This is a genomic window from Streptomyces sp. NPDC091282 (genome assembly GCF_044757385.1).
GTDB lineage: Bacteria > Actinomycetota > Actinomycetes > Streptomycetales > Streptomycetaceae > Streptomyces > Streptomyces gramineus.
Genome location: NZ_JBIVUX010000001.1, coordinates 12,700 through 28,528, shown reverse-complemented (window position 1 = coordinate 28,528; position 15,829 = coordinate 12,700). Strand labels below are relative to the sequence as shown.

At 72.5% G+C, this 15,829-nt stretch carries 12 protein-coding genes and 1 pseudogene; 8 read left to right on the top strand and 5 right to left on the bottom strand.

Annotated features, from left to right (window positions below):
- Positions 1-51 precede the first annotated feature (51 nt).
- Both ACIQOE_RS00140 and ACIQOE_RS00135 read right to left on the bottom strand, forming a co-directional pair.
- Positions 52-1,446, bottom strand: coding sequence for a metallopeptidase TldD-related protein (locus tag ACIQOE_RS00140; RefSeq protein WP_362644988.1), 1,395 nt, complete (start codon positions 1,444-1,446; stop codon positions 52-54).
- 82 nt (positions 1,447-1,528) lie between these two features.
- A complete protein-coding gene (locus ACIQOE_RS00135; protein WP_401408555.1) occupies positions 1,529-3,091 on the bottom strand; it encodes a TldD/PmbA family protein in 1,563 nt (520 codons plus the stop codon).
- 197 nt (positions 3,092-3,288) lie between these two features.
- On the opposite strand from ACIQOE_RS00135, the gene fabG reads away from it, so the two are divergent.
- The 3 genes from fabG to ACIQOE_RS00120 all read left to right on the top strand — a co-directional run bounded on the left by fabG (position 3,289) and on the right by ACIQOE_RS00120 (position 5,307).
- Positions 3,289-4,008: a 3-oxoacyl-[acyl-carrier-protein] reductase gene (fabG, locus tag ACIQOE_RS00130; RefSeq protein WP_351326069.1), complete on the top strand. Its 720-nt coding sequence runs from the start codon at positions 3,289-3,291 to the stop codon at positions 4,006-4,008.
- 5 nt (positions 4,009-4,013) lie between these two features.
- Positions 4,014-4,781, top strand: coding sequence for an enoyl-ACP reductase FabI (fabI, locus tag ACIQOE_RS00125; protein ID WP_351326067.1), 768 nt, complete (start codon positions 4,014-4,016; stop codon positions 4,779-4,781).
- Positions 4,782-4,956: 175 nt separating this feature from the next.
- A complete protein-coding gene (locus ACIQOE_RS00120) occupies positions 4,957-5,307 on the top strand; it encodes a hypothetical protein (RefSeq protein WP_351326066.1) in 351 nt (116 codons plus the stop codon).
- Here the strand turns inward: ACIQOE_RS00120 and ACIQOE_RS00115 are convergent.
- Positions 5,285-5,977 (bottom strand): FadR/GntR family transcriptional regulator, encoded by a 693-nt coding sequence (locus ACIQOE_RS00115; RefSeq protein ID WP_401408550.1) that lies wholly within the window; start codon positions 5,975-5,977, stop codon positions 5,285-5,287. The genes ACIQOE_RS00120 and ACIQOE_RS00115 overlap by 23 nt on opposite strands.
- Positions 5,978-6,080: 103 nt before the next feature.
- Between ACIQOE_RS00115 and ACIQOE_RS00110 the strand changes: the two genes are divergently transcribed.
- The 4 genes from ACIQOE_RS00110 (at position 6,081) to ACIQOE_RS00095 (ending at position 9,089) form a co-directional block, all read left to right on the top strand.
- Positions 6,081-7,400 (top strand): CynX/NimT family MFS transporter, encoded by a 1,320-nt coding sequence (locus ACIQOE_RS00110; RefSeq protein ID WP_401408547.1) that lies wholly within the window; start codon positions 6,081-6,083, stop codon positions 7,398-7,400.
- A 392-nt stretch (positions 7,401-7,792) separates the two neighbouring features.
- Entirely contained in the window at positions 7,793-7,909 is a 117-nt protein-coding gene (locus tag ACIQOE_RS00105; RefSeq protein WP_260328452.1) for an SGM_5486 family transporter-associated protein, read from the top strand.
- Positions 7,910-8,109: 200 nt separating this feature from the next.
- Positions 8,110-8,316, top strand: coding sequence for a hypothetical protein (locus ACIQOE_RS00100; RefSeq protein ID WP_351939777.1), 207 nt, complete (start codon positions 8,110-8,112; stop codon positions 8,314-8,316).
- A gap of 254 nt (positions 8,317-8,570) precedes the next feature.
- Positions 8,571-9,089, top strand: a complete 519-nt coding sequence (locus ACIQOE_RS00095; protein WP_351326060.1) for a histidine phosphatase family protein — start codon at positions 8,571-8,573, stop codon at positions 9,087-9,089.
- Between the two features lie 126 nt (positions 9,090-9,215).
- Here the strand turns inward: ACIQOE_RS00095 and serB are convergent, their stop codons facing one another.
- On the bottom strand, positions 9,216-10,424 hold the full coding sequence (gene serB / locus ACIQOE_RS00090) for a phosphoserine phosphatase SerB (RefSeq protein ID WP_351326058.1): 1,209 nt from the start codon (positions 10,422-10,424) through the stop codon (positions 9,216-9,218).
- Positions 10,425-11,382: 958 nt separating this feature from the next.
- Positions 11,383-13,053 (bottom strand): annotated as a pseudogene (locus ACIQOE_RS00085) (streptophobe family protein); the annotation flags it as partial.
- A 232-nt stretch (positions 13,054-13,285) separates the two neighbouring features.
- Here ACIQOE_RS00085 and ACIQOE_RS00080 point away from each other — a divergent pair.
- Entirely contained in the window at positions 13,286-15,808 is a 2,523-nt protein-coding gene (locus ACIQOE_RS00080) for an FHA domain-containing protein (protein WP_365555572.1), read from the top strand.
- The last annotated feature ends 21 nt before the right edge of the window (positions 15,809-15,829 follow it).

Here is a 15,829-nt window from a genome sequence, read left to right as displayed (position 1 = left end):
GGCGATCATCAGATGATCTTCGAGTGGTCGAGCGACCACCCGGCTACGAGGTTATACGCCCTGACTGACAGAGCTCATATTGAAGTCGGGCACGCGCAGCGCGGGCATCGCAGCCCTAGTGAACCAGTCGCTCCACTCCCGCGGCAGCGTCTTTTCCGTGCGCCCGGCCTCCGTGGCCCGCCCCAGCAGGCTCACCGGCGACTCGTTGAACCGGAAGTTGTTCACCTGCCCGGTGACCTGGCCGTTCTCCACCAGGTACACGCCGTCCCTGGTCAGCCCGGTGAGCAGCAGCGTCGCCGGGTCGACCTCGCGGATGTACCAGAGGCAGGTCAGCAGCAGCCCGCGCTCGGTGGCCGCGACCATGTCGTCGAGGGAGCGGTCCGCACCGCCGTCCAGGATCAGGTTGCCGCCCGAGGGGGCGACCGGCAGCCCGGTCAGACCGGCCGTGTGCCGGGTGGTGGTGAGGTGCTTCAGCTCGCCGCCCGCGATCCACTCGGTGGCGGTGACCGGCAGGCCGTTGTCGAAGACCGACCGGTCCCCGCCGGAGGAGTGCGCCACGACGAACGGCGCGGACTCCAGGCCCGGCTCGTTCGGGTCGCTGCGCAGGGTCAGCGGCAGCTCGGCCAGCCGCTCGCCGACCCGGGTGCCGCCGCCCGGCCTGGAGAACACCGTCCGTCCCTCGGCCGCGTCCCGCGCGGACGCCGACCACAGCTGGTAGATCAGCAGGTCGGCCACGGCGGTCGGCGGCAGCAGCGTCTCGTACCGGCCCGCCGGCAGCTCCACCCGGCGCTCCGCCCAGCCGAGCCGGACGGCCAGCTCGGCGTCGAGCGCGCCCGGGTCGACGTCCTTGAAGTCCCGCGTGGAGCGGCCCGCCCAGGCCGACCGGGTGCGGTCCGGCGACTTGGCGTTCAGCTCCAGCGTGCCGGTGGGCTGGTCGTGCCGCAGCCGCAGCCCGGTCGAGGTGCCCACGTACGTCGAGACCAGCTCGTGGTTGGCGAAGCCGTACAGCTCGCGTCCGCCGGCACGCGCGCGGGCGAAGGCCTCGCCGAGCGCCGGGGCGAAGTCGGTGAACACCGCCGAGGAGGTCTCGGCGGGCGCGTCCGTGAAGTCAGGGGACTCCGGCACGCCGGTGACCAGCGGCTGCGCGTCCTCGGCGGGACCGGCGCCGCGCGCGGCGGCCTCGGCGGCCCGCACCAGCGGCTCCAGGTCGTCGGCGGTCACGGCCGACCGGGACACCACACCGGAGGCCGTGCCCTCCTTGCCGTCGACGGTCGCGACGACGGTGAGCGAACGGCCCCGCGTGACCCCGTTCGTGGTGAGCGCGTTGCCGGCCCAGCGCAGGTTGGCGGTGGAGTGCTCGTCGGCGATGACCACGCAGCCGTCGGCGCGCGAGAGTTCCAGCGCGCGCTCGACGATCTCGTGCGGCTTGCTGCTGCGGGCGCTCATCGGCCGGCCTCCTGCGTGGTGTCGAGACTGTGCTGGCCCGGGGGACGACCCCCGGACCCCCGGCGGATCCCGGTGCTGGCGCTCATCGGCCCGCCTCCTGCGTGGTGTTGAGGATGTTGACGCCCTTGAAGAGGGCCGAGGGGCAGCCGTGGGACACGGCCGCGACCTGTCCGGGCTGGGCCTTGCCGCAGTTGAAGGCGCCGCCCAGGACGTAGGTCCCCGGGCCGCCGACGGCCGCCATGGAGCCCCAGAAGTCGGTGGTCGTCGCCTGGTAGGCGACGTCCCGGAGCTGCCCGGTGATCCGCCCGTTCTCGATCCTGAAGAACCGCTGGCCGGTGAACTGGAAGTTGTAGCGCTGCATGTCGATCGACCAGGAACGGTCGCCGACGACGTAGATCCCGCGGTCGACCCCGCCGATCAGGTCCTCGGTCGACAGCCCCGCCGGGTCCGGCCGCAGCGACACGTTGGCCATGCGCTGCACGGGCACGTGCCCGGGGGAGTCGGCGTACGCGCACCCGTTGGAGCGCTCGAAGCCGGTCAGCTTCGCGATCCTGCGGTCCAGCTGGTAGCCGACGAGCGTGCCGTCCTTGACCAGGTCCCAGGACTGGGCCTCGACGCCCTCGTCGTCGTAGCCGACGGTCGCCAGGCCGTGCTCGGCGGTGCGGTCACCGGTGACGTTCATCAGCTCGGAGCCGTACCTGAGCTTGCCGAGCTGGTCGAAGGTGGCGAACGAGGTGCCGGCGTAGGCGGCCTCGTAGCCGAGCGCGCGGTCCAGCTCGGTGGCGTGGCCGATGGACTCGTGGATGGTCAGCCACAGGTTGGACGGGTCGACCACCAGGTCGTACAGGCCCGCCTGCACGCTCGGCGCCCGCATCTTCTCGGCCAGCAGCTCCGGCATCTGCTCCAGTTCGGCGTCCCAGTCCCAGCCGGTGCCGGTGAGGTACTCCCAGCCGCGTCCGGCCGGCGGCGCGATGGTCCGCATCGAGTCGAACTCGCCGCTCGACTCGTCCACGGACACCGCGGTCAGCTGCGGGTGCAGCCGCACCCGCTGCTGGGTGGTCACGGTCCCCGCCGTGTCGGCGTAGAACTTGTTCTCGTGCACGGTGAGCAGCGAGGCGTCGACATGGGTGACGCCGTTCGCCGCCAGCAGCCGCGCGCTCCACTCCGCGAGCAGCGCGGCCTTCTCCTCGTCGGGCACGGTGAACGGATCGATCTCGTACGACGAGATCCACGTCCGCTCCGCGTGCACCGGCTCGCCGGCCAGCTCCACGCGCTCGTCCGACCCCGCGGCCTTGATCACCTGCGCCGAGAGCTTGGCCATCGCCACCGCCTGGGAGGCGACCTTGGCCGCCGCGTCCAGCGTCAGGTCCACGCCGGAGGCGAAGCCCCAGGTGCCGCCGTGCACGACCCGGACCGCGTACCCGAGGTCGGTGGTGTCCGACGATCCGGCGGGCTTGGCGTCCCGCAGGCTCCAGGACGCGCTGCGCACCCGCTCGAACCGGAAGTCCGCGTGCTGGGCCCCGAGCGCCCGCGCGCGTGCGAGCGCGGCGTCGGCGAGGGCCCGTAGCGGAAGCGCCGTGAAGGCTTCGTCGATGGAATGAGGCACCGAGGTCTCCCTGCTGTCGTGGCCTGTCGGTCCGATCATGTCGCGCCCGCGGGTGTACGGACCACATGTTTCGGCCCGGCGTCGGGCCTTTCTGTAGGGACCCGACAGTGACACCCCCGAGCCACTGTCGGTGCCCGCTTGGTCGCCGTGATGGCTGGACCGATAGGTTTTCGATGAAGCCGCCTGTCGTGCCAGCCGTACCGGCCGGTGGTCAGACCGAACGAAAGGGTGATCCGTTGAGCCGCTCGGTTCTCGTCACTGGAGGCAACCGGGGCATCGGCCTCGCCATCGCCCGCGCATTCGCCGACAACGGCGACAAGGTTGCCATCACATACCGCTCGGGGGAGCCGCCCGCCGTCCTCAAGGAGCTGGGCTGCCTCGCCGTCAAGTGCGACATCACCGACACCGAGCAGGTGGAGCAGGCCTACAAGGAGATCGAGGACGCCCACGGTCCGGTCGAGGTCCTGATCGCCAACGCCGGCATCACCAAGGACACGCTTTTGATGCGTATGTCCGAGGAGGACTTCACCTCGGTCGTCGACACCAACCTCACCGGCACCTTCCGTGTGGTCAAGCGGGCCAACCGCGGCATGCTGCGCGCCAAGAAGGGCCGCGTCGTCCTCATCTCCTCGGTCGTCGGCCTCCTCGGCGGTCCCGGTCAGGCCAACTACGCGGCCTCCAAGGCCGCCCTGGTCGGCTTCGCGCGCTCCCTCGCCCGTGAGCTGGGCTCGCGCAACATCACCTTCAACGTCGTCGCGCCCGGTTTCGTCGACACCGACATGACCAAGATCCTCACCGACGAGCAGCGCGCGGCCATCGTGTCGCAGGTGCCGCTCGCCCGGTACGCGCAGCCCGAGGAGGTCGCCGCGACGGTGCGGTTCCTCGCCTCGGACGACGCCTCGTACATCACTGGAGCCGTCATTCCCGTTGACGGCGGACTGGGAATGGGTCACTGATCACCATGAGTGGAATCCTCGAGGGCAAGCGCGTCCTGATCACGGGTGTGCTGATGGAGTCCTCCATCGCCTTCCACGCGGCCAAGCTGGCCCAGGAGCAGGGCGCCGAGATCATCCTCACCGCGTTCCCGCGGCCCACGCTGACCGAGCGCATCGCCAAGAAGCTGCCGAAGCCCACCAAGGTCATCGAGCTGGACGTCACCAACGACGAGCACCTCGGGCGCCTGGCCGACCTGGTCGGCGAGGAGCTGGGCGGCCTCGACGGTGTCGTGCACTCCATCGGCTTCGCCCCCCAGGACGCGCTCGGCGGCAACTTCCTCAACACGCCCTTCGAGTCCGTCGCCACCGCCATGCACGTCTCGGCGTACTCCCTGAAGTCGCTGACCATGGCCTGCCTGCCGCTGATGCAGAACGGCGGCTCGGTCGTCGGCCTCACCTTCGACGCCCAGTACGCGTGGCCGCAGTACGACTGGATGGGCCCGGCCAAGGCCGCGCTGGAGGCCACCAGCCGCTACATGGCGCGCGACCTCGGCAAGCAGAACATCCGCTGCAACCTCGTCTCGGCCGGCCCCATCGGCTCCATGGCCGCCAAGTCCATCCCGGGCTTCAGCGACCTGGCCGCCGTCTGGGACCACCGCTCCCCGCTGGAGTGGGACCTCAAGGACCCGGAGCCGGCCGGCAAGGGCATCGTCGCCCTGCTCAGCGACTGGTTCCCGAAGACCACCGGCGAGATCATCCACGTGGACGGCGGCCTGCACGCCATCGGCGCCTGACCCGCACGGATCCACCGATCCGCCGAGACCCGCGTCCCCTCAGGGGCGCGGGTCTCACCCGTCCGGCCCACCGGCCGGGCCGTCCCCGCCCCGGCGGCGCACCCTGGGTGTACACGTCGGATCACGCGGCCACCGCGCGACGTCCCTCCCCAGCCCGGCCGAGGAGGTCCCCCTTGTGCGCCTGTCCCGCAGCCCGGCCCCGCTGACCGTGGCCCTCGCCCTCGTGCTGGCCCTGCCCTACGACGCGTCCTCCCTCACGCGCGCCGGGAGCGTGCACCGGCCGGCTCCTGAGCTGTTCGGCGCGGCCTGCCGGTCGAGCGTCCGCGGTTCGCACGTGGTGGCCTACTGCCACAACCCCTACGTGGACACCGACCGGGTACGGCTGCATGTCGAGTGCGCCCAGTGGTGGGACATCGACACCGACGGCTCCCCGGTCGACACCGGGCCCGCGATGACCGTACGGCTCACCGGCCGCTGCTGGCAGGACGTCCGCTCGGTGTGGATCAGCCACCAGAAGACGGACTGAGCCTGTCGGGACGGCACAGGTAGGGGTAGCTGGCCGCCTCCTTGGCGGCCGCCTCCGCGTCACCGGCGCGGATCGCGTCGGCCAGGCGCGCGTGGTCCATGTACGTCTCCGGGGTCAGCTCGGCGCCGACGTCCGCGCGCAGCCAGTCCCGCAGCACCTCGCCCAGGTCGGCGTACATCGCCGTCATGACGTCGTTGTGCGAGGCGGCCACCACGGCCAGGTGGAAGGTCGCGTCCGCCGTCACGAACGCCTCCGGTTCGCCCGATCCCCACACCTGCTCGCGGTGGGCCAGCAGCGCGTCGAGCTGCCTGAGGTCCTTCTCGGTGCGCCGCTCCGCGGCCAGCCGGGCCGCCGAGGACTCCAGGGTGGAGCGCAGTTCGGCGATGTGCCGGGGGTCGGCTCCGGCGAAGCGGCGGTGCATGACGCCGGCCAGCTCGCTGGTCGCCACGACGTAGGTGCCGGAGCCCTGCCGGATGTCCAGCAGGCCGTTGTGCGCCAGCGCGCGCACGGCCTCCCGCACGGTGTTGCGGGCGACTCCCAGCTGCTCGACCAGCTCCGGCTCGGTCGGGATGCGCGAGCCGACCGGCCACTCGCCGGAGGCGATCTGGTTCCGCAGTTCGGCGATGACCTGCTCGGACAGCGCCGAGCGGCGTGGGTGGCTCAGAGGCATGACACACCTTCGCACGCGAGGGCCGGGCAGCGGCGGCGGGGTCCGCCGGGGTGCGCCGCCCGGGAGAAACGGCAGACTGGACAACCAATCATCCCATGATTCTATGATGGGTGTCATGGAAGCCGAGGAAACCACCATGACGACATCCGCGTCACCCCGTCCGACGGAGCCCGGCGAAGACCCGGCGAACCGCACGCGCGCGTGGACGACCCGGCTGTTCGTGGTCGGCATCCTGCTGGCCGCCGTGAACCTCCGGCCCGCCATCACCAGCCTCGGCGCCCTCCTGGAGGAGGTCCGCGACGGGCTCGGCATGAGCGGCAGCGTGGCCGGGCTGCTCACCTCCGTGCCGCCGTTCTGCTTCGCCGTCTTCGGCGTCATGGCCCCCCGCCTGGCCCGCAGGTTCGGCCCGCCGGCCGTGGTCTGCGCCGGCATGGCCGCCATCACGGCCGGCCTGCTGATACGCCCGTACGTCGGCGGCACCGCCGGGTTCCTGGCCGGCAGCGCGCTCGCGCTCATGGGCATCGCCGTCAGCAACGTGCTGATGCCGGTCATCGTCAAGCGCTGGTTCCCCGACCGGGTCGGCTCCATGACCGGCCTGTACTCGATGGCCCTCGCGGCCGGCACCTCGGTCGCCGCCGCGGTGACCGTGCCCGTGACCGACGCGCTGGGCGGCCGCTGGCAGACCGGGCTCGCCGTGTGGGCGGGCCTTGCGGCGGCCGCGGTGCTGCCGTGGCTGCCGCTGGTCCGTGACCGCGGACCGGAGCCGGCGGCGGCACCGGAGGCCTCGGCACGCGCGCGTGCCGAGGGCCGGCCGGACGATCAGCCGCCCGCCCTGAGGATCAACCGCAGCCGTACCGCCTGGGCGCTCGCCGTGTTCTTCGGGCTCCAGGCCACCGCCGCCTACATCACGATGGGCTGGATGGCACAGATCTTCCGGGACGCGGGCGTCTCCGCGGGCACCGCGGGACTGCTGCTGGCCGTCACCATGGTGATGGGCGTGCCGCTGGCCTTCGTCATCCCGCGCGTGGCCACCCGGCTGCCGCAGCAGGGCCCGATCGTGATCGCGCTCGGCGTCTGCGGCCTCGCCGGATACGCCGGCCTGTGGGCCGCCCCCGCCGCCGGCGCCTGGGCCTGGGCCCTGCTGCTCGGCGTCTCCAACTGCGCGTTCCCGCTGGCCCTCACCATGGTCGGGATGCGGTCCCGGACCGGCGCGGGCGTCGTGCAGCTCTCCGCCTTCGCCCAGAGCGTCGGCTACCTGATCTCCATCCCGGGCCCGCTGCTGGTGGGCGTGCTCTACCAGCACAGCGGCGGCTGGGGCCTGCCGATCGCCCTCATGATCGGCCTGATGATCCCGCAGATGGCGGTCGGCATCCTGGCGGGCCGCGACCGCACGGTGGAGGACGAGGCGGCCGCGACCGCCTGACAGCGGTGGGGCGGCCGGGCGGCCCGCGGCGCGGACGGCGACGGCGACGGCGACGGGACGCGCGCGGACGACGGCGCGTCCCGGTGGCGCCTGCCGAGGCCGAGTGCTCCGTGGATCCGGGCCGAGGACGGGGGCCTGTGGGGATCCGGGCCGAGGCCGGGGGCCTGTGGGGATCCGGGCCGAGGCCGGGGGGCTGTGGGGACCCGTGCCGAGGCCGGGGGGCGGCGGAGACCCTGTGGCGGTCGGGTGCCCCGGTGGGGCCCGCGTCGAGGCCGGGTGCTTCGTGGGGGCGGTACCGAGGCCGGTGACGGCGCGTGTCGGCGCCGGCACCTCGCGGCGTGTCGGGCCACCCCGCCCGGACCGTGCCCCTCGCGGGGTGCCAGACTGGCCCCATGCCAGTGCTCGAACCGAACCCCCAGAACGGTCAGAAGAAGATGCTGATCGTCTTCGGCTCGTTCTTCGCCATCTTCATCGTCATCGCCGTCATCGCGACCCTCGCGTCACCCTGACCCCGGCCGTGGCGGCCCAGGACCGGGCCGTGACGGGCCCCTGCCGAGCCCGTGGTGGGGCTAGCCCCCCATCCCCTAGGGGGTGAGGCTCAGGGTGAAGTGGGTGGATCACCGGATGGGTCGGCGGGCTCGGATTCCGTAGTTTCGAATCGTGGCCGCGAGGGGCGGTCACCGAAGCCCGGAGACCAGCGGAGGCGACCATGCCGGCCCGTACGCACACCCTGCCCCGCCCCGTCACCCCGGGCAGCGTCGACGTCCGGCTGCCCTGGTGGGCCCTCGTCCTGCCCGCGCTCGCCTTCGTCGCCCTGCTGGCGCTGATACTGAACCCTGCGGACGCCCACGCGACCACCGGTGACCCCGCCGTCACCCATCTCGTCGAGCGGGTCCAGCAGATCGCCGGGCACTAGGGCCTGTCTGACAATTCCCGTCTGCCGCGCGACGCCATGCACGCACTCTCGCCGCACCGGGCGCAGACCCAAGTACGTCCAGTACGAGGGTCCACGCCCGGCACGCCGAGAGCACGCACCTGACGCCGCGCGGCCGCCCTCCGGGCGACGACGGGAATTGTCAGACAGGCCCTAGCCCCACCGACCCCGGACCGGGCGGAACCGCATGTCAACTCCCTGCGCCCGTTGGCCTGTTTCATGCGAAGCTGGGTGACATGAGCGTCGCAGAACCCCGCAGGATCGTCTTCTTCCGCCATGCGAAAGCCGACTGGCCACAGGTGACCGACCACGAGCGGCCGCTCGCTGACCGGGGCCGAATGGACGCCGCCGTCGCCGGACGCAAGCTCGCGGACAGCGGCATCGCCTTCGACCTGGCCCTGTGCTCCACCTCCGTGCGCACCCGGGAGACCTGGAAGCTCGCCGTCCACGAACTGGAGCACCGGCCGAAAACGGTCTACGAGGAGCGGGTCTACGAGGCCGCTCCGGGCGACCTGATCGCCGTCCTCAACGAGGTGCCGGACGACGCGCGGGACGTTATCCTCATCGGTCACAATCCCGGCGTGCACGGCGTGACCGAGATCCTGACCGGCAGCTCCGAGGGTGACGCCCGCGACCGGATGAACCGCCGGGGCTTTCCCGCCGCCGCCTTCGCCGTCGTGACCTTCGAGGGCACCTGGAAGAGCCTGGAACCCGGTGTGACCACGCTCGTGGACTACTGGGCGCCCTCCGACTGACCGGCCCGACACTGCCGCACGACCGGTACGGCCGGCGTCGTACGGCCACCGCTCCCGGCGCGGACGACCAGGGGCCCGGCACCGTTTTCCGGTGCCGGGCCCCTGGTGACGGGAGGGTCCGCCGGGTCAGCTCTCGTCGTGGGTGTCCGCGGCCTCGACCTCTTCGCGGGTGACGCCCAGCAGGTACAGCACCGTGTCCAGGAACGGGAAGTTGACCGCCGTGTGAGCGGCCTTGCGGACCACCGGCTTGGCGTTGAAGGCGACCCCGAGACCGGCCGCGTTCAGCATGTCCAGGTCGTTGGCGCCGTCGCCGATGGCCACCGTCTGCGACAGCGGCACGCCCGCCTCGGCGGCGAACCGGCGCAGCAGGCGGGCCTTGCCCGCGCGGTCCACGATCTCGCCGGTCACCCGGCCGGTCAGCTTGCCGTCGACGATCTCCAGCGTGTTGGCCTGGGCGAAGTCCAGCCCGAGCCGGTCCTGCAGGTCGTCGGTGACCTGGGTGAAGCCGCCGGAGACGACGCCCACTTGGTAGCCGAGCCGCTTCAGCGTGCGGATCAGCGTCCGGGCACCGGGCGTCAGCCGCACCTCGGCGCGCACCTGGCGCACGACCGACTCGTCCAGCCCCTTCAGCAGGGCCACGCGCGCGTGCAGCGACTGCTCGAAGTCCAGCTCCCCGCGCATCGCGGCCGCCGTCACCGCGGCGACCTCGTCCTCGCAGCCGGCGTGCGCGGCGAACAGCTCGATCACCTCGTCCTGGATGAGCGTCGAGTCCACGTCCATGACCACCAGACGCTGGGCCCGCCGGTGCAGACCGGCCGCCACGACCGCGATGTCCACGCCGAGTTCCGCCGCGTCCGAGACCAGGGCGGTGCGCAGCGCCTCGGTCGCCACCCCGGACACCGCGAACTCCACGGCCGTGACCGGGTACTTGGCGAGCCGGAAGATACGGTCGATGTTGCCGCCCGCCTTGGCGATGCGGGCCGCGATGGCGGCCGTCGACTCGGCGGTCAGAGGGTGACCGAGGACGGTGACCAGCGAACGGCCCAGGCCGCGGGGGCGGTTGTCGCCGTGGCCGGAGATGATCTCCGCCTGCATCTTCACGGACTCGGCCCAGCTGTGCACGGTCGCCCTGAGATCGCCCTCCAGTCCCGAGGGGGGCTGGGTCACGAGCGCGCACAGCACCAGCCGCCCTCGCGTGACGACCTGCTCGATGTCGACCACGTCGACCATGTACGCGGCGAGGGTGTCGAAGAGGCCGGCCGTGATGCCCGGCCTGTCCTTGCCGAAAATCTTGACGAGGAGAGTGGGGACCTCGGAGGTCTGCGGATCGCTCATGGTGTGACCACCGTAACCGGCACGCAGTGCCCGAGGCGTAGGCGGTCCGCCTGACGGACACGGAACAACAGATGTCATGACGGTGTCGGACGTCTTGCTTCCGCACTACGGGCGAACGGGCGTGCGATGTCGGGGCCGGGAGCCGGACGGTCCGGGCGCCGGCCTTCACGCACCGTCCGGCGCCGCTCCACGTACGGTCCGCACGCCACCGCCGACGCGGGCTCCGTCACCGACGGGGCCGCACGGGCGGCGGCGGGGGAGGCGGCGGGGGCGGGCTCGCGTCCGGACCGTCCGGCCGCCGCGGCCCCGTTCCGCGCGGCGGAGGGTCGAGCGGCCGGGCCATGGTGGGCGCGCCGTACACGTCGCCGTCGCCGGGCGCCCCGTCACCGGCATCGCCGCCTGCGGCGGCCGGCCACTCCTCCGACGACCACGCCCCGCCGCCGTCCCGTGCGTCCCCCGGAGCCGCCGCGCCCTCCGAAGCCCACTGACCCGCGCTGCCCGCGCCTGCGGGGCCGCCCGCCCCGTCCGCGCCTGCCGCCCCGTCCGCGCCAGCCGGACCGCCGGACGGGCCGGGATGCCCTGCGGGCCCGGAGTCGCGGCGACCGCCCGGACCCCCTGCGCCGCCGGGACCGCCCTCCGGAGCTGTACCCGGTCGGCGCGGAGCACCGCCGCCCCACGACCCCGGCCGGTCCTGCGGCCCCGCCGCGCCCCGCCGCTCCCGTGACGCCCCCTCGGCCCGCTGGCCCCATGTCTCTCCAGCTCCCGGCACGGCATCCCGCGGTTCCCACGCGTCCCCGTGCCGTCCGCCGTCCGCTCCGCTCTCCCGCGGCCCCCGCCCGTCCCCGTGCCGCCCGCCTCCCGCCCCGGCGTCCCGCAGTCCCCACGCATCCCCGTGGCGTCCGCCTCCCGCTCCGGCCTCCCGCGCTCCCCACTCGCTCTCTGAGCCCCCGCCGCCCGCTGCGGTGTTTCGCGGTCCCCACGCGTCGTCGGGGCGTCCGGCGTCGGCCGTGGAGTCCCGTGGGGCCTCGGGCCAGGCATTCCGCTCGGGGTCGCCCGGTTCCCGCAGTTCGGCCGGGACGCGGAGGTAGGGATTGGTGTGCGGGTTCGGCGGGCGGTACGGGGGCGCCGGAGCGTACGGGCCCTCGGGGTCCGTCCCGCCGGGCCTTCCCGGAGCCCCCGGGTGAGCCCGTCCGGTGCTCGCGTCACCCAGTGCCAGGGGCGCCGCGCGGCTGCCGGCGGCGCCCGTCGCGCGGGCCAGCAGCGCCCCCGCCGCCCCCGCGACGGCGCCCCACACCGCGCCGAGGAGCAGCGCCATGCCTAATTGCCCGTGCAGCTCGATGCCCGCGCCGAACCCGTCGAAGCCCAGCACGGACAGCGACGCGTCCACGGACACGTCCGTCAGCCAGGCCAGCAACGGCAGCGCGAGCGCGGTCGCGACGCCCAGCCGCACCGCGCACCGCCCCGCGAACCCGAGCGCCCCCACCCCCGACCCCGGGTCCCGACCGCCGCCGCGCGCCACCGGCGTCCGTACCGCCGTGAACACCCCGGCCAGCAGCATCAGCACCGCCGCGGCCACGCCCAGCAGCCAGACCCGCCCGTCCAGGTCCGCCAGCCGGCCCAGGGTCACCGGCCTGTCGGACGGCGAGTTCAGGAGGTCGTCCAGGGGGTGCGGCAGGACCATGGTGAGGATGCCCGTCGCCCTGCCGTCGAAGGGGACGAGGAGGCCGATCGGGATGCCCAGCCAGACGCCGTTCGGGGCGCCGAGCAGCGCCGCGCCCATGATCCGGGCCGGATGCGGGTCCCCGACCGCCGCGTAGGCGGCCGCCGCCCAGCCCGCCGCGACCGCCACCAGCAGGACCGTCACCAGCGCCGAGACGGCAGGCCGCACCACCCGGTGCACCGCCTCCCAGCCGGCCGGCAGCGGGGTGCGGCGCGACGCCAGCAGGGCGATCAGCAGGATGCCGGCCGACCAGCCGAGCCCGCCGAGCAGCGTCGGCGCCGTGTCCACGCTGAAGCCGACCGCCGCCTTGGCGTGCACGAGATCGCCGAGGCGGTCCGGCAGCAGCCCGCCTACGTCCCCGATGCCGGGGATCCTGAGCCCGCCGCCGCTCCCGCCGCCGGTGCCCGGCAGCTTGTCCAGCCCCAGTTTGCCGCCGTCGATGGTGACCACCGAGTGCCCGGCCCAGGCCAGTCCGCCCAGCATCGCCACGAACAGCACCACCACCGAGCCCGCGCGGGCCAGGAGTTCGGCCGGTGCGATCACCGTCCGGGCCGAGCGCAGCGACCGCAGGAAGAACCAGGACAGCAGCAGGGCTCCCACCAGGCTCACCCCCAATGGCGTGATCTCGATGGCTGTGGTGGCCTCCGCCCCTTTGAGCCCGAATGCGGACAGATCTCCGTTCGGCGTGACCGAACCACCCGCACCGAGGGCCACGACCGCCGCCGTCATCGGGCCCAGCGAGCCCGTGGCGTCGGCCCGCAGCAGGTGCAGGCCGAGCGCCGCGGTGCCCGCCATGCCGATCAACGCCCAGCTCACCGCGGCGATCGCGGACAGCAGGATGTCGCCCCACGGCAGCCGCGTGCCGTGTCCCGTGTGCTCGACTCCCGTACCGGACGTGCCAGGACCCATGGTCGACCCCCCGATCCGCGAACGCGCCGGACCGCTCCGCCGCGCTTGTCCCCCTCGCGTGAATTACCACTCTCCGGCCCGGTTTCAACCCCGTCAACGGAAAGAGTCGAAGCGCTCCTACGAGGCCCGCACAAGGCCCGACTTTCGGTCAGAGGGCCGGGCCTGGAATAGTTCCCGACGATGTTCGACATCCCTAGACTCCCTGTGATGGGGGTAACTCGGGGGACTACTCATGGGGCTTGGAGTGCCGGAACTCGTACTGGAATCAGACGGACGTACCTGGACGCTTGATCCGTCCAGGTCATACACCCTCGGACGTGATCCGCAGGGAGACCTCGTGTTCGACGACGCCAGGGTCTCCTGGCGGCACGCCACGATCAGCTTCGACGGCCGCGGTTGGGTCATCGAGGACCACGGCAGCACCAACGGCACCTTCGCGGGGGGCCAACGGGTCCAGCGCACGGAGATCGGCCCGGGCTCGGCCGTACACCTGGGCAACGCCAACGACGGGCCGCGGCTGAACCTCTCCGGCGCCGCCGCCACGGCCGAGCCGCGGCAGCAGCCGTACGCCGCGCAGGGCGCGGGCGGCGCGGGCTGGTCCCAGCCGCCGGCCGCGCAGCCGGCCGCCCCGCAACAGGACTGGCAGCAGGCGCCGTCGGCGATCCCGCAGCAGCAGGGCGCCCCGGCCATGGCCTCCGGTGGTGGCGCGGGGGCGCCGCCGGTCTACGGCGACCGCAGCCCGACCACCTTCCACCAGTTCTCCATCGGCCGCGTGATGCGCATCGGCCGTGCCCTGGAGAACGAACTGGTCGTCTCCGACCTGCAGGTCTCCCGCCACCACGCCGAGTTCCACTCCACGCCCGACGGCCGTATGGAGATCCGCGACCTCGGCTCGCACAACGGCACGTACGTCAACGGTGTGGCGATCGCCAAGGGCGGCACCGCGCTGCTCGGGCCGAACGACATCGTCGGCGTCGGCCACTCCACCTTCCGGATCATCGGCGACCGGCTGGAGGAGTTCGTCGACACCGGCGAAGTCTCCTTCTCCGCGCGGCACTTGACGGTCACGGTCGACGGCGGCAAGCAGATCCTCAAGGACGTCTCCTTCGGCGTCCCGGAGAAGTCGGTGATCGCCGTCATCGGCCCGTCCGGATCCGGCAAGTCGACGCTCCTCAAGGCGCTCACCGGCTACCGCCCCGCCAACGAGGGCGAGGTGCTGTACGACAACCGCAACCTGTACAAGCAGTTCGCCGAGTTGCGCCAGCGCATCGGTCTGGTCCCGCAGGACGACATCCTGCACAAGGAGCTGACCGTCAAGAAGGCCCTCAAGTACGCGGCCAAGCTCCGCTTCCCGGCCGACACCACCGGCCAGGAGCGCGCCGACCGCATCGACGAGGTGCTGCGCGAGCTGAAGCTCGACATCCACAAGGACAAGAAGGTCACGTCCCTGTCGGGCGGCCAGCGCAAGCGGGTCTCGGTCGCCCTGGAGCTGCTCACCAAGCCGTCGCTGATCTTCCTGGACGAGCCCACCTCGGGCCTCGACCCGGGCATGGACCGCGATGTCATGCAGCTGCTGCGCGGCCTGGCCGACGACGGCCGTACCGTCCTCGTCGTCACCCACTCGGTGGCCGAGCTGGCGCTGTGCGACAAGCTCCTGGTGATGGCGCCTGGCGGTGCGGTCGCCTACTTCGGGCCGCCCGAGGAGGCGCTGAACTTCTTCGGCTACGACACCTGGGCCGATGTCTTCTCCGCCTTCGAGAACTACCGCGACTACGACTGGGCGGGCCGCTGGAAGGGCTCGCAGCACTACCAGATGTACGCCGCGGACATCGACGCGATCGCCCCGCAGTCCGTACAGATCCCCGCGATGCAGGCGATGCGGCCGAAGAAGCCGCAGAGCTGGGGGTCGCAGCTGCTGACCCTGATCCGCAGATACGTGGCCGTCATAGCCTCCGACAAGGGTTTCCTGGCGCTGACGGTGATCCTGCCTGCGGTGCTCGGCGCGGTCAGCCTGCTGATCGACAGCGACAAGACCCTGCTGGTCAATCCGGTGAACTCGAAGACCGGCATCCCCGTCCCGAACGGCACGGCGACCACGGTCCTGCTGATCCTCGCCGTCGGCGCCTGTTTCGCGGGCGCCGCGAACTCCGTGCGTGAGCTGATCAAGGAACGGGTCATCTACGAACGGGAACGCGCCGTCGGGCTGTCCCGGTCGGCGTACCTCATGTCCAAGGTGGTCGTGCTCGGCGTGATCACCATGGCGCAGGGCCTGATGGTCGGCCTGATCGGCTTCTCCAGCCGTACGATCCCGGACCGGGGCGTGGTCCTCGGCCACTCCATCCTGCTGGAGCTCTGCATCCCGATCATGGGGCTCGGCTTCACCTCGATGATGTTCGGTCTGGTCATCTCGTCGCTGGTGAAGACGTCCGAGAAGACGATGCCGCTGCTGGTGATGTTCGCGATCATCCAGGTCGTGTTCACCGGCTGCCTGTTCAACCTGAACGGAGCGGTCGGCGTCAACCAGGTGTCGTTCCTGATGCCGTCCCGCTGGGCGGTGGGCGCCGACGGCGCCACGCTGGACTTCAACAACATCGCGCCCAACACGGACGATCCGACCAGCACGGATCCGCTGTGGAACCACACGGCCGGCGCCTGGGGCATGGACATGGCCGCGCTGATCGTGCTCGGTGTGATCTGCGGCTTCCTGGTGGCCCGCTTCCTGCGCCGCCACGAGCCCGAGGTCATGCGCAAGTAGCAGCTCTCACCACGACGCCGA